The 14,490-nt window shown below is 38.7% G+C and carries 17 protein-coding genes; 16 read left to right on the top strand and 1 reads right to left on the bottom strand.

The window, feature by feature from the left end:
- Positions 1-16 precede the first annotated feature (16 nt).
- A complete protein-coding gene (locus CQA63_RS04180; protein WP_244916272.1) occupies positions 17-1,597 on the bottom strand; it encodes a nickel ABC transporter substrate-binding protein in 1,581 nt (526 codons plus the stop codon).
- Positions 1,598-1,816: 219 nt separating this feature from the next.
- Between CQA63_RS04180 and CQA63_RS04175 the strand changes: the two genes are divergently transcribed.
- The 16 genes from CQA63_RS04175 to CQA63_RS04100 all read left to right on the top strand — a co-directional run bounded on the left by CQA63_RS04175 (position 1,817) and on the right by CQA63_RS04100 (position 14,489).
- Entirely contained in the window at positions 1,817-2,866 is a 1,050-nt protein-coding gene (locus CQA63_RS04175; protein ID WP_104699860.1) for a GDP-L-fucose synthase family protein, read from the top strand.
- A 14-nt stretch (positions 2,867-2,880) separates the two neighbouring features.
- A complete protein-coding gene (gene proB, locus CQA63_RS04170; RefSeq protein WP_104699861.1) occupies positions 2,881-3,687 on the top strand; it encodes a glutamate 5-kinase in 807 nt (268 codons plus the stop codon).
- A complete protein-coding gene (locus tag CQA63_RS04165; RefSeq protein ID WP_104699862.1) occupies positions 3,684-4,592 on the top strand; it encodes a methionyl-tRNA formyltransferase in 909 nt (302 codons plus the stop codon). Before proB ends, CQA63_RS04165 begins: the two co-directional genes overlap by 4 nt.
- Positions 4,586-5,281, top strand: a complete 696-nt coding sequence (locus CQA63_RS04160; RefSeq protein WP_104699863.1) for a biotin--[acetyl-CoA-carboxylase] ligase — start codon at positions 4,586-4,588, stop codon at positions 5,279-5,281. The genes CQA63_RS04165 and CQA63_RS04160 overlap by 7 nt, the downstream gene beginning before the upstream one ends.
- Positions 5,282-5,290: 9 nt before the next feature.
- Positions 5,291-6,076, top strand: a complete 786-nt coding sequence (locus CQA63_RS04155; RefSeq protein WP_104699864.1) for a ParA family protein — start codon at positions 5,291-5,293, stop codon at positions 6,074-6,076.
- On the top strand, positions 6,077-6,958 hold the full coding sequence (locus CQA63_RS04150; protein WP_104699865.1) for a ParB/RepB/Spo0J family partition protein: 882 nt from the start codon (positions 6,077-6,079) through the stop codon (positions 6,956-6,958).
- An 89-nt stretch (positions 6,959-7,047) separates the two neighbouring features.
- Positions 7,048-7,473: a F0F1 ATP synthase subunit B family protein gene (locus CQA63_RS04145; protein ID WP_104699866.1), complete on the top strand. Its 426-nt coding sequence runs from the start codon at positions 7,048-7,050 to the stop codon at positions 7,471-7,473.
- Between the two features lie 10 nt (positions 7,474-7,483).
- Entirely contained in the window at positions 7,484-7,999 is a 516-nt protein-coding gene (locus CQA63_RS04140) for a F0F1 ATP synthase subunit B (RefSeq protein WP_104699867.1), read from the top strand.
- A complete protein-coding gene (locus CQA63_RS04135; protein ID WP_104699868.1) occupies positions 7,999-8,523 on the top strand; it encodes a F0F1 ATP synthase subunit delta in 525 nt (174 codons plus the stop codon). The genes CQA63_RS04140 and CQA63_RS04135 overlap by 1 nt, the downstream gene beginning before the upstream one ends.
- Before the next feature lie 22 nt (positions 8,524-8,545).
- Positions 8,546-10,060 carry a F0F1 ATP synthase subunit alpha gene (gene atpA / locus CQA63_RS04130; RefSeq protein WP_104699869.1) on the top strand — a complete coding sequence of 505 codons (1,515 nt, stop codon included), beginning with the start codon at positions 8,546-8,548 and terminating at the stop codon, positions 10,058-10,060.
- A gap of 15 nt (positions 10,061-10,075) precedes the next feature.
- A complete protein-coding gene (atpG, locus tag CQA63_RS04125) occupies positions 10,076-10,969 on the top strand; it encodes an ATP synthase F1 subunit gamma (RefSeq protein ID WP_104699870.1) in 894 nt (297 codons plus the stop codon).
- A gap of 18 nt (positions 10,970-10,987) precedes the next feature.
- Positions 10,988-12,388, top strand: coding sequence for a F0F1 ATP synthase subunit beta (gene atpD, locus CQA63_RS04120; protein WP_104699871.1), 1,401 nt, complete (start codon positions 10,988-10,990; stop codon positions 12,386-12,388).
- An 8-nt stretch (positions 12,389-12,396) separates the two neighbouring features.
- The gene (gene atpC / locus CQA63_RS04115) at positions 12,397-12,801 is read left to right on the top strand and encodes an ATP synthase F1 subunit epsilon (RefSeq protein ID WP_104699872.1); all 405 of its coding nucleotides are present in this window, start codon (positions 12,397-12,399) and stop codon (positions 12,799-12,801) included.
- 9 nt (positions 12,802-12,810) lie between these two features.
- Positions 12,811-13,374: a MotA/TolQ/ExbB proton channel family protein gene (locus tag CQA63_RS04110; protein WP_104699873.1), complete on the top strand. Its 564-nt coding sequence runs from the start codon at positions 12,811-12,813 to the stop codon at positions 13,372-13,374.
- Between the two features lie 9 nt (positions 13,375-13,383).
- Positions 13,384-13,785: an ExbD/TolR family protein gene (locus CQA63_RS04105; RefSeq protein ID WP_104699874.1), complete on the top strand. Its 402-nt coding sequence runs from the start codon at positions 13,384-13,386 to the stop codon at positions 13,783-13,785.
- Positions 13,786-13,787: 2 nt separating this feature from the next.
- Positions 13,788-14,489 carry an energy transducer TonB gene (locus CQA63_RS04100; RefSeq protein ID WP_104699875.1) on the top strand — a complete coding sequence of 234 codons (702 nt, stop codon included), beginning with the start codon at positions 13,788-13,790 and terminating at the stop codon, positions 14,487-14,489.
- Position 14,490 lies beyond the last annotated feature (1 nt).

Below are 14,490 nucleotides of genomic sequence, written 5' to 3'. Positions count from 1 at the left end.
AATTCCTTGCCCTCATTCATTCCTCATAAAATTCCCAAAAAGGCACTTCATAGCCAAGCACACCCATAGTAATGCCCTTAAGCTTTTTATGGGCTATGGCTTTGTTTCTCTGATAGCTAAGGGGCACATATACACCGCTTTGCTCTAAAGTAGAGATGATGTGAGTAAGCAATGCCTCAAAAGCTTGCGAAGATGGAGAGAGGGCAATAAGTTTTCTAATATTCTCATCAATAAGGGGCTTTGTCTCTAAGCCAGATTGAGCGGCAAAGTCAATATGGCTAGGAATAAGCATAGAATAAAGCACGCTTAAAGGCTCATATGGCGCACCCCAAGTCTCATGGAAAGCCATATCAAAATGCCCATTAAGCAGGCGATTAGCATATATCGTAGGCTCGCTTGCGCTTAAATGCGCTTTTATACCCTGCTTTTTTAAATCACTTTGAATAATTTCAGCCATCATTTTATACGCTGGATTATCCCCACGAAAGAGAATCTCGATACTTTTTCCACTTAAGGGAGAATGATTACTTGCAGATAAAGAAGATAAAAATGTGAGAGCTTCTTGCTTTTGGCTCGAATCTAGGCTTTTACAACTTTGAGTGTGCCCAAAAATACAATCTGCAGCCCCCTGAATCTCCCCATAAACGGCTTGATTAAGCTTATCTTTATTAATAGCATATCCCAAAGCCTTGCGTAAAGTCTGGCTTGATTTTGCATCTTCAAGCCTAAAAAGCGGAGAAGAAGAATTAATCACAAGGTTTAGAGTGCGTATTGGCGGGCTAAGATAGGTATTAAATTGTGTGCTTTTTTGCATACTTTTAAAAATCTCTAAAGGAATCTGGTCGTATCCATAAATTAAATCAATTTGCCCACTTCGCAAGGCAGCAAGTTTGCTACTTGGGTCAAAAATAACCTTTAAAATCACTTCATCATAATATATGCCCTTATATGTATCCTTATTCCAATAAAGCGGATTCTTAACTAATGTATCACTCACGCCTTGCACGCTTTGAGTAAGCATATACGCACCTGTGCCAATGGGCTTAGGATTATGCTTGATTAAATCTAAATCTTCTGGCATAGCACTTGGGGCTAAGAATCTAAAAGGGCGAGGAGTTGAGAGCTCATTTAAAGTCGGGCTATAAGGTTTTTTAAGCTTGAGTGAAACCTTGTAGGGATTGATTTTTTCAATCGATGAGAGAGCCATAACTAACCCACTCCAAGAATGCCTTGCCTTGTTTTTTAGCACAGATTGGAAATTAAGCACCACCGCATCGGCATTAAAATCCTCTCCATTAGCAAACTTCACACCCTCACGCAAAGTAAAGATATACTCCAAGCCATCTTTACTTATCTCCCAAGATAAGGCAAGGCAGGGGATAATCTTGCCCTGCTTATCTACGCTTACTAGCCCCTCATAAATGCTATTTTGGGCAAACATCGCATTCCCTTGATAGCCTTGAGGATTCATAACCCCAATATTTTCTGATACAGCCATAATAAGCGTATGTTTCGCATATACCACGCCACATAATAAACACAGCACTAGCACTATGGGCATTTTACTCTCCACCAAATGAAATTTTAATATTACCATTCAATGATAACACAATATTTTCATATAAATATTAATTCTATGATATTTAAAACATCAAAATTTTTAATAAATAATATTTTTATGTCCATCAGCGATTCATAGCAGATTTTCCATCCTTAGAATATTTATAAAAAATGGATATTGTAAGCGAATCACAACTTCATAGATAGCACATACAAAGCCTTGAATCAGGGCTTTTGTACGCTTAAAGGAGCAAAAATGCACAAAGATTCTAAAATCTACATTGCAGGGCATAATGGGCTTGTAGGCTCAAGCATACTCGCATTATTACAATCTCAAGGCTACACAGGGCTTATCACCAAAACACGCAAAGAGCTTGATTTACTCAAAAGTGATGATGTAGAGGCATTTTTTAGGTCTTATCGCCCGGAATATGTCTTTCTCGCTGCGGCGAAAGTGGGGGGCATTGGGGCAAATAATACCTATAGGGCAGATTTTATTTATGAGAATCTCAGTATTCAAAATCACATTATCTTTAATGCCTATAAATATGGGGTAAAAAAGCTCCTTTTCCTTGGGAGCTCTTGTATCTATCCAAAAAACGCACCCCAACCCATACAAGAGAGCGCACTTCTTGGCAGTGAGCTAGAATACACAAATGAACCATATGCTATTGCTAAAATCGCTGGACTGAAGATGTGTGAAAGCTTTGCTTTACAATATGGCAAAGATTTTATCTCCATTATGCCTACGAATTTATATGGCAATAATGATAATTTCGACCTGCAAACTTCCCATGTACTCCCGGCATTATTACGCAAGATTCACTTAGCAAAGCTTTTATCACTTGGGCAAATAGAGCATATAGAGCGCGATATAGGCTTAAAAGGAGAGGCATTACAATCTTATCTTCAAAGCTATGGCATAAGTGCAGAGAGCGTGGGCATTTGGGGGAGTGGGAAACCTCGTAGAGAATTTTTGCATGTAGATGATATGGCGGAGGCTTGTGTATTTGCTATGCAAAATATCTCTTTTGCACAGCTTGCTTCAAATCTTACCCCCATTCGTAATACGCACCTTAATGTCGGCTATGGAAGTGATATAAGTATCGCTGAACTTGCCTTGCTTATAAAGGATATTGTAGGCTTTAGTGGGGAGCTTATCTTTGATACTTCTAAGCCAGATGGGACATATCAAAAGCTCATGGATTCACGTAAAATCAACGCTTTAGGCTGGAAACCAAAAATCTCACTCAAAAAAGGTATAGAATTTGTTTATAAGCATTACATAGAGACAAAAATGTCTTAAATGAAAGGGAGTATATGCACAAACCGCGAGTTGTCTTAAAGGTTGGAACTTCTAACTTATGCAATGGCAAAGTCATTGATACCATACAAATACAAGCCCTAGCACAGCTTATTGCTGAAATCAAGCAAAACTATGATGTGATTTTAGTAAGCTCTGGCGCGGTAGCAAGTGGTTATACGGCATTGCAGCTTGATAAAAATATTTTGCAAAATAAGCAAGCCCTAGCAAGCATAGGACAACCCTTACTTATGGAATCTTATCGCCAAGCCTTTAAGGAATATAATATCTGCATAGCCCAGCTTCTCTTTATATGGCGCGATTTTGACTCCCGCAAGCACACAAGCTATGCTCAAAACACCATAGATACACTCTTGAAACATAATGTACTTCCTATCATTAATGAAAATGACACGATTGCCACAGATGAGCTAGTCTTTGGCGATAATGACAGGCTAGGGGCGTATGTGGCATATTACTTTGGGGCGAAACTGCTTGTGATACTCAGTGATATTGATGGATATTTTGATAAAAATCCACATCAATACACTGACGCAAAAATCCTCCCCATAGTACATAGCATACCCCAAGACGCCCTAGAAGAGGGGCATTCACCTAATGATGGCTTTGCTACAGGGGGGATTGTTACTAAACTTTTAGCCGCAGACTTCTTACTTCAACGTCAATGTATGATGTTTTTAAGCCATGGGCGCAAGCTTAATGTACTGCGAGATTTACTCTTACATCGCAAACATACTTCTGGCACACTTTTTTGCCCTAAGCAATCTCAAGGGCTAGCTGAAACTTTAGGAATATCTATATGAGACTTATTTGTGCTGGGACACCTGCATTTGCTACGCATATTTTTAGTCATTTAAGCAAGGAGCATGAGATACTTGCCCTTATATGCCAACCAGATAAGCCATTTGGGCGCAAAGGCGAGTTAAAGCCCCCTCATACTAAAGAATCTTTAGGACATATCGGTATACCTATTTTGCAACCATCACACATTGATGAGCCTTTTATCGCACATATTCGGGCATTAAAGCCTGATATGATTATTGTAGTTGCCTATGGTCAAATCCTCCCTACGGCATTTCTTAAAATCGCTCCTTGCATTAATATTCACGCCTCCATTTTGCCTAAATGGCGCGGGGCTAGCCCATTACAACAAATGATAATGAGCAAAGAACCCTACTTTGGCATAAGTGCTATGCTTATGAATGAAAGGCTCGATAGTGGGGAGATTCTAGGGCTTTCATACATAGAAAATACACAGCAAGATATAAACAAACTCTCACTAGAGCTAGCTTCTCTGGGGGCTAAACTTGCCCTATATGTTATAGCACATTTTCAATCCATAGAGCCTATAAAGCAAATTGACGCAGATGCGAGCTATTGCACAAAGATTAAAAAATCTGATGGCTACATAGAGTTTGATTGCGCTTCTAAAATATATAGCGCATATTTGGCATATTGCACTTGGCCTCATATTTTTATTAAAAGCACTCATGGCTACACACTCAAACTCTTTGATGTAAGCCTTATAGAATCCAGCTCATCGCATAAGGCGGGGGAAATACTCCAAATAGAATCTCCATATATCATTGTAGGTTGCACTCAAGGCAGCTTGCGTATTGGCGCACTCCAACAAGAGGGTAAAAACAAGCTTGAAGCAGCCACATATTTGCGCGGCAAACATCTCAAAATGGGAGATATATTATGCTAGCACAACATACATGGCTTGAACATATATCCTTGCTTCAAAGCCATATATATGAGTTTAGCTCGCTGCCCTCTACACAGCTTTATGCCCTAGAGATGATAAAATCAAACACCCTTATGCCTCCATTTTGCATTTGGGCGAGGCACCAAAGCGACGCCATAGGCAGTAGAGGCAACCGCTGGGAAGAAGTACCAAATGCTATGACCTTTTCCTTTGCCCTAACGCTTGCTTCACTCCCTAAAGATCTCAAAATCCAATCAGCTTCAATCTTTTTTGGCGTTATTATGTGCGAGTTTTTACGCTCACTTGGCTCTCAAACTTGGCTCAAATACCCAAATGACCTTTATATAGGAGAGGGTAAAATCGGGGGTATTCTCACTCAAAAAATACATAACACCCTTATATGCGGCATAGGTATTAATCTCCACTCGCCACAACACTCTAAATACCCCACGCTAGAAGAGCCCATAAGCCATAAAATAGAGGCTAGAGCGTTTTTAGAAGATTTTTTTGAAAGCTTTAACAATTTTGTTTCATGGAAGCAGATTTTTAGTATTTATAAGTTAGAATTTAACAAAAATAACACATTTTTTTTCCACCTCGATGGAAAGCAAATTGCTTTAGAAAATACTACCTTGAATGAAGACGGGTCTCTCAATATTAATGGACACAAAATTTACAGCTTACGATAAGGAGATATTATGTGTGAAGTCATAACTATAGCAAATCAAAAAGGAGGAGTGGGGAAGACAACAACTGCTGTGAATCTTGCAGCCTCATTAGCGTCTGCCAATAAGCAAGTGCTTGTGATTGACTATGACCCACAGGCAAATGCCACTACAAATTTTGGTATCCGCCGCAATACTATAGAATCTGATATTTATCATGTTCTCACAGGCTCAAAAAAGCTTTCTCAAATTATCCTTAAAACCGATATTCCCAACCTTGATATTGCGCCATCAAACATTGGCTTAGCTGGTATTGAAAAAGAATTTTATGCCAAAAACAACATTAGAGGGCGGGAATTGCTTTTAAGCAAGAAAATTGAGGAAGTAAAGCAGCAATATGATTTTATCGTTATTGATTCTCCCCCTGCCCTTGGCGCGCTCACGGTCAATGCACTCGCAGCAGCGGACTTTGTAATCGTGCCTATACAATGTGAATTCTTTGCGCTTGAGGGGCTAGCCCAACTCCTTAATACGATTAGACTTCTTAAGGATACTATTAACCCGCGATTGAATATCAAAGGATTTTTGCCCACTATGTATTCTGGGCAGCATAACCTCTCAAGACAAGTATTTGATGAGCTTAAAGAGCATTTTAGCGGGGAGCTTTTCAAATACGAAGATGAATTTATCATAGTCCCGCGCAGTGTCAAACTCGCAGAATCTCCAAGCTTTGGGAAGCCTATAATGCTCTATGATAGCCGCTCAAATGGAAGTATCGCATACAGGAATCTTGCGCAAGCGATTTTGCAAGGAGCATAAATGGGTAAAAAAAAGTTGGCAATGGGTAGGGGACTAGGAGCAATACTTGCGGAAACAGCAGAAGCTTATGAGCAAAGTATGAGCGATAACTCATCGCTCGTTTTGGAGCTTGATGTTGATGTTATCAAACCAAACCCTTACCAACCAAGAAAGACCTTTGATTCTCAAAAATTAGAAGAACTCTCTGAATCTATCCTAGAGCATGGTTTATTGCAACCTATTGTAGTTTATGACAATGGCGATGGGGATTATATTTTGATCGCTGGAGAACGGAGATTGCGGGCTTCAAAACTTGCGGGCTTAAGCAATATTAAAGCCATTGTGGCTGAAATTGACTTTAAGCATATGCGAGAGCTTGCCCTTATTGAAAATATCCAACGTGAAGAACTTAATGCCATAGAATTGGCTCTATCATATCAAGAGTTGCTCCAAGAACATAATATCACCCATGAGGAGCTCTCTAAACGTATTAGCAAATCACGCACACAAATCACCAACACCCTGCGCCTTTTACAACTCAGCGATGAAATAAAACAAATGTTAATCGATGATAAAATCTCCCAAGGGCACGCCAAAATGCTCGTTACACTCCAAGAGAGAGAGCAAAAATTAGTAGCAGATTCTATCATCGGGCAAAAGCTCAATGTGCGCGATACTGAATCGCTCATCAAGCAAATGAAAAATAGAACCGAAAATGATGAGCATAAAAGTAAAAAATCCCTCAAAAATAATGCAGAAAAGATTGATAATGAGCTCCTCTATGCGCTTCAAAAAGAACTCCGAGCTATGGGGATACAAGCTTATATTAATGCTACAAAAATCACTCTTACCTTTCAAAATGATGCGGAAATTACCACCTTGATAAAAAAAGTGTCCAAATAATATGTCATTTTAAGGTTTAATATATTTTAACTTGTTACAATCTTTTAAGGTTTTTCGGCTAATTTTGTATTTTTCACAAAGGAGAATAGATGAGCATTACCCTCAATCCCTATCTTATGCTACTTGTTTTTATCACCTTTATGGTTCTAATCTATTTGCTTAATCAATGGCTTTTTAAGCCTGTACTTGCCTTTATGAGCAATAGAGAAAGCTTCATTGAACGCGAGATGACAAATACGCAAAACTACAAAGGTGAAATTGAAAAAATCGAACAAGAAATCGAGCAAACCCTCTCTTTAGCACGCAAGGAAGGTGCTCAAATCTTAGAGCAAGCTACAAAAGAAGCAAAAACAATGTATGAAGATAAAATTAATGCAAAAAAAGCTGAAAATGAAAATAAACTTGCCCAATGTAAAAATGAGCTTGAAGAACAAAAATCACAGCTTTACACAGAGCTAGTTGGGCAACTCCCGGTATTTAAAACAGCCTTAAATACTAAACTTAAGCAAATCTAAGGGGTATTTGATGAAAAAGATTCTATCTCTAGCACTTTTAACAGCACTTCCCTCACTTCTTCTTGCCTCTGCAAGCATTGAAGAAAGTGATTTCATACAACGTGCAATTAACTTTGTGATTTTTGTGGCAATTTTATGGTATTTCGCTTTTGATGCCATTAAAGGTATTTTCACCAATAGAAAAAATGCAATTGCTGCCCGACTTAAGGAAGCCCAAGACAATCTCCATAAAGCCAAGCAAGAGAAAGAAAATGCCCAAAAACGTTTAGAAGAAAGCAAAGAGCGAGCCAAAGAAATTATTAATGCCGCTAAACAAGAGGCGTATTTAGTCGAGCAAAGATATAGTGAGCAGATTAAAAAGGATATAGAAGTTTTAAAATACGCTTTGGAGACAAATATTGAATTTGAGCGGAGAAAAGCTATACAAGAAAGTGTAGATAAATTTCTTAATGAACTCATCAAGGCTGATGATATTCGTCTCAACAAAGAAGAATATGTCAATATTATCACAAAAAGGATTTCCTAATGCTCTCTATCATTGCGAAAAAATATACACAAGCCCTTATAGATTCTGGAAGTGATTTGCACAAAGCACTTGAAATTCTCAAAGGCTTTTCCATTACGTTAAAGGAAAAGAAAAATGCTGATATTCTTGCTTCACCCTTTATCACTAAAGCCCAAAAAGAGCAACTCCTCCTAACTAGCATAGGAAAAGTTGATACAAAGCTTGAAAATTTCTTCCGCCTTTTAGCAGAGGCTGATAGAATCTTGCTAATACCATACATCAGTAACGAACTTGAAAAACGCTTACTCGCACAAAAAAGGGAATATGCCGCTACACTTGTTACAAAAGAAGAGCTTGATAGCAAAACATTAGAGAAGATTCAATCTGCTCTCGCCAAAAAGCTTGGTGTAAATCTCAGTATCAAACAAAATCTAAGCGGAATAGAGGGTATCAAGCTAAGCGTTGAGGATTTGGGTATTGAAATATCTTTTTCCAAAGAACGTTTTAGCAGTGATTTAAAACATCACATTCTTAAAGCACTTTAATTTTAATACAAGGAGAGAAAAAGTGACAACAAAAATCAAGTCAGAAGAGATTAGCGCAATCATCAAAGAACGAATTGAAAGCTTTGATATTAATATTGATATTAGCGAAACAGGTAAAGTCATTTCTTATGCCGATGGCGTGGCAAAAGTATATGGTCTTAATAATGTCATGTATTATGAAATGGTAGAGTTTGATACAGGTGATACAGGTATTGCCTTTAACCTCGAAGAAAGTAGCGTGGGTGTCGTGGTGCTTGGAGCTGGACGCACCATTAAAGAGGGAACTTCTGTCAAACGACTTAAAAAATTGATGAAAGTACCTGTTGGCGATGCGGTTGTAGGACGAGTGATTAACACACTAGGAGAAGCCCTTGATGGCAAAGGTGCTATAGAATCAACCGAATTCCGTTTTGTCGAGGAAAAGGCTCCGGGCATTATGGCACGTAAATCCGTACATCAGCCACTTCAAACTGGTCTTAAAGCAATTGACGCGCTTGTGCCAATTGGACGAGGTCAAAGAGAACTTATCATTGGCGATAGACAAACCGGAAAAACAACCGTTGCTATCGATACAATCATCAATCAAAAAGGGCAAGATGTTATCTGTATTTATGTCGCAATAGGACAAAAAGAATCCACGGTAGCTCAAGTTGTACGCAAACTTGAAGAGCATGGTGCAATGGAATATACCGTTGTTATTAATGCCCCTGCGTCTTTTTCTGCTGCAATGCAATTTCTTGCGCCTTATACTGGCGTTACTATTGGTGAATACTTTAGAGACAATGCACGTCATGCGCTTATTATCTATGATGACTTGAGCAAACATGCTGTAGCTTATCGTGAAATGTCGCTTATCTTAAGACGCCCTCCCGGTCGTGAAGCCTTCCCGGGTGATGTGTTTTATCTCCACTCTAGACTTCTTGAAAGAGCAGCGAAGCTTAATGATGAGCTAGGTGCAGGCTCTCTTACTGCATTGCCTATTATTGAAACACAGGCAGGAGACGTCGCTGCTTATATTCCAACAAATGTCATTTCCATTACTGATGGGCAAATCTTCCTTGAAACTGACTTGTTTAATTCTGGTATCCGTCCAGCTATCAATGTGGGGCTATCTGTTTCACGCGTGGGTGGTGCTGCTCAAATTAAAGCTACCAAACAAGTAGCAGGGACATTACGACTTGACTTGGCTCAATATAGAGAACTTCAAGCATTTTCACAATTCGCCTCTGACCTAGATGAAACAAGCCGCAAACAACTTGAAAGAGGTCAAAGAATGGTGGAGATTCTCAAGCAACCCCCATATTCACCCTTGCCTATTGAGAAGCAAGTGATTATTATCTATGCAGGTGCAAATGGCTTCCTTGATGGCATTCCAGCAAGTAGAGTGGTTGCATTTGAAGCAGAGCTTTATCCATTCCTTGAAGCGAAATATCCTAAAGTCCTTGAAGACATTAGCTCCAAAAAGGCGCTTGACAAAGATATAGAATCACAATTGAGCAAAGCTCTTGAAGAGTTCAAAACAAATTTTGGAGCATAGCAAAGGAGCTAGATTATGGGAGGCAACCTTAAAGATATAAGGAAACAAATAACAAGTGTTAAAAACACTCAGAAAACGACAAAAGCAATGAAGCTTGTATCAAGCTCTAAGCTTAAAAAAGCCGAAGAATTAGCGAGACGTTCAAAGGCTTATGCCAAACAGCTTAATGCGATTTTTCACGATGTGATAGCCAGAATCCATTTGCGAGGGCTAGATAGCATTAATAGCCACTATTTTGCTAAATCTAAAAATCGTGAAATCAAAAAGCTTGATATTATTTTTATCACAGCAGATAAGGGCTTATGTGGTGGCTTTAATGCAGCTACAATCAAAGAAGTTATGCGCCTTATGGAGCTTTATAAACAGCAAGGCATTAAAGTGCGCCTTAGAGGTATTGGCAAAAAAGGCATTTCATTTTTTGCATTTAATGACATTGAAGTGCTTGACAAAGCCACAGGCTTAAGTAGTGCGCCCACTTTTGAAAAGGCTGCAAGCTTTATTAATAATGCTGTGGAAGATTTCTTAAATGGTGCAACCGATGAAATTATGATTGTGCATAATGGATTTAAAAATATGATTTCACAAGAGCTTGAATCGCATGTTCTTCTCCCTCTCACCGTAAATATTAAAGAAGACAAGCAAACTTCTATCCTTAATATTGAACCAGATGATGAAGAAGATGTAATCTTAGATGAACTCGCAAGAAAATATGTTCAATATAATATGTATTATGCTCTTGTAGATTCACTCGCAGCTGAGCATAGTGCTAGAATTCAAGCTATGGATGCGGCTACAAATAATGCTGGAGATTTGGTCAAAAGTCTTACTATCTCGCTCAATAAAGCACGACAAGAAGCAATCACAACAGAACTTGTTGAGATTAATGCTGGTGTTGAAGCGATTAAATAAATTTTTAAAGGAGAATAAATGCAAGGTAAAATTACACAAGTAATGGGTCCGGTAGTAGATGTCGAGTTTAGCTCATATCTACCATTAATTAATGAAGCAATCGATGTTGTGTTCAATATCGAAGGGCAAGAACACAAACTTGTATTAGAAGTTGCTGCACATCTTGGAGATAATCGCGTGCGCACAATTGCTATGGATATGACCGAAGGTCTTACACGTGGGCAGGAAGTAAAGGCTCGAGGTAAAATGATTGAAGTTCCAGTAGGTGAAGCGGTTTTGGGCAGAATCTTTAATGTCATAGGTGATGTCATCGATGGTGGCGAACCCATTAAGAGTGACTTAAAATGGGGTATTCATAGGGAAGCCCCTAGTTTTGACCAACAAAGCACACGAACAGAAATGTTTGAAACAGGCATTAAAGTGGTTGATTTACTTGCACCTTATTCAAAAGGAGGTAAGGTCGGTCTCTTTGGTGGTGCAGGCGTGGGTAAAACGGTTGTAATCATGGAGCTTATTCATAATGTTGCTTATAAACATAGCGGTTATTCAGTATTTGCTGGTGTGGGAGAAAGAACAAGAGAGGGGAACGACCTTTATAACGAAATGAAAGAAGGCGGCGTTTTAGATAAAGTTGCTCTCTGCTATGGGCAAATGAATGAACCACCGGGTGCAAGAAACCGCATTGCCTTTACGGGACTAACAATGGCGGAGTATTTCCGCGATGAAAAGGGACTTGATGTGCTTATGTTTATTGATAATATTTTCCGCTATGCACAATCTGGTTCTGAAATGTCTGCCCTTCTTGGTCGTATTCCTTCAGCAGTGGGGTATCAGCCTACTCTTGCGGGAGAAATGGGCAAACTTCAAGAACGTATTACATCAACCAAAAAGGGTTCAATCACATCTGTTCAAGCAGTTTATGTACCAGCTGATGACTTGACAGACCCTGCCCCTGCATCTGTGTTTTCACATCTTGATGCAACAACCGTTTTAAATAGAAAAATCTCTGAAAAAGGTATTTACCCTGCGGTTGATCCACTTGATTCCACATCAAGAATTCTTGACCCTCAAGTTGTGGGAGAAGAACACTACAGAATAGCTACAGGCATTCAACAAGTACTACAAAAATACAAAGACTTGCAAGATATTATCGCTATTTTGGGTATGGATGAGCTCTCCGAAGAAGATAAGCAAGTTGTAGATAGAGCAAGAAAAATTGAAAAATTCCTCTCACAACCATTTTTCGTGGCAGAAATCTTTACAGGAAGCCCGGGCAAATATGTAACCCTTGAAGAAACACTTGAGGGATTCAAAGGTATTTTAGAGGGCAAATATGATGATATTCCAGAAAATGCTTTCTATATGGTAGGTAATATCCAAGAAGTGCTAGAAAAAGCTCAAAAACTTAAAACTGCATAGGGGATAGTATGGAAAAACTCATTTTAAGTATTGTAACTCCATATGGTAGTATCTATGAGGGAGAAGTCAAGCATGTGATTATGCCCGGTAAAGAAGGAGAGTTTGATGTTTTTCCGGGTCATTTCTCTCTTCTTTCATTGCTTAAAACAGGAGTTATTGAATTTGAAGATATGCAAGGTGGCAAGGGAATTATCGCAATCAATTGGGGACATGCACAAGTTTCAACTTCTCCTAACGAGACAGATGTAAAAATTATTGCTGATGGTGCCGTTGCCATTAAAGGCAATACAGAAACTGAAATTGCCCAAGCTCTCAATAACGCTAAAACACTCATTGCAGAGGCTTCAGAAGACACAGCTCATGCTGCTATGGTTATTGCCCATGCCGAGTATGCTGCAAAAAATAGAATATAGACATAAAACATGGATATTTTAAAAAATTTCTTTGAAGAAAGCACGATGGTAACCATTATCGTGCTTTTATGGTTATCAGCATATTTTCTTATTACACTTTGGATTTATATTTATAAAAGCTTTGTGCTCAGCGAGTGGCTTACATCAGAAAAATATCAGCTTGATATGCTCCTTACTCAAAGTATTTCTGTATCTAAAAATGCCTTTATCAACACACTTCTTGAAAAGCGCAATGGAGAAATCTCTAAGGAAATCCTCCAAGTATGGAAATTTAAAGCCACCCAAAAAGCCACTTCTTTTCTTGTAGTTTTAAATGTCATTGCCTCTACTGCACCATTTATAGGCTTATTTGGAACGGTAGTGGAGATTCTTGAAACCTTTAGAGTGCTAGGTGGTGGGAATGTTTCTTTTGATATTATAGCGCCTGTTATTTCAAAAGCACTTGTGGCGACTGCAGCGGGAATTCTTGTAGCAATACCTGCTTATTCCTTTGCCCTCCTCCTTAAACGCAAAGCCTACCATATCATTAACTGCATTCAAATGCAAATTGACCTTATGCTTTCAAATAAATAAGGCTCATATATGTGGAATGACCATTTTGATTGGGACGAAAAACCAGAGCTTAATATCACGCCGCTTGTAGATATTATGCTTGTCCTTTTGGCAATCCTTATGGTAAGCACACCTACGATTACCTACCAAGAAGACATTACCCTACCCAAAGGCTCAAAGTCAAAAAAAATCACTAAAGATTCTATGCTTGAAATCCGAATAAGTGCAGATAGAAAAGTACATATGCGAGAGAAAACTTATGAGCTTAAAAATTTTGCAGATAGCTTTGTACTTTTTAGCAAAAATTTTGATAAAAATATCAATGTCTTTATTCGTGCCGACAAAAACCTCAAATATGAAGATGTAATGTATATTCTCAAAACTGCCAAAGAAGCTGGGTTTCTCAAAGTATCTCTCATTACTAGTGGTTAGCAATGAATAATAATATGCTTTTATTCATCACTAGCGGGGTTATCTCTTTTTGCATATACGCCCTTATTATCATCACTCTTGTTTTCACATTTTTTCAGGCTTTACCTACCCATTACTCGGCTTTTAAGCAATCAAGCATTTCAACCCAAGCCATTAGCATTGAAGCCATTATTGATGAAAAGCCTACACCAGCCCCACCCCAAAATAAACAACCCGCCATCAATAATCCTAAGGCTGGCTCTGGTATCAAAGATATTTTTAGCAAAGTCGATAGCAATGTAACGCCACAAAATACGCCTATAGGAGATAATCGCGATAAGGTAGAACAAAATAGCAAAGAGCAAAAACTAAAGGCATTGCAATCAAGCGCACAATTACTCCAAAATAAACTCAATGCCCTAAGCAATCTCACCATTAGCACAAATGCAAATCAAAATGATGGGGAATATGACCAATGGTATGCCCAAATTGAAAAAATGATGCTCCAACAATGGCAACAGACATTCTATGCCCAAGAAAAGCTCCAAGCATTAGTGCATATTCGTATCGCAGAAAATGGCAATTTTAGCTATAAAATAGTAAAATACTCTGGTAATGCGACTTTCGATGATTCCCTCAAAGCTATGCTTGAGGAATGCACACAAATACATTTTCCTCCACACCCAAAGGGCAAAAAGGAAATTGCCACAACCTTTAAAAACTAAA

Origin of the sequence: Helicobacter marmotae, assembly GCF_003364255.1 — a bacterium.
In the GTDB taxonomy this organism is placed as follows: domain Bacteria; phylum Campylobacterota; class Campylobacteria; order Campylobacterales; family Helicobacteraceae; genus Helicobacter_C; species Helicobacter_C marmotae.
The sequence above is the reverse complement of the archived record's forward strand: the minus strand, read 5'-3'. Positions and strand labels throughout refer to the sequence as shown.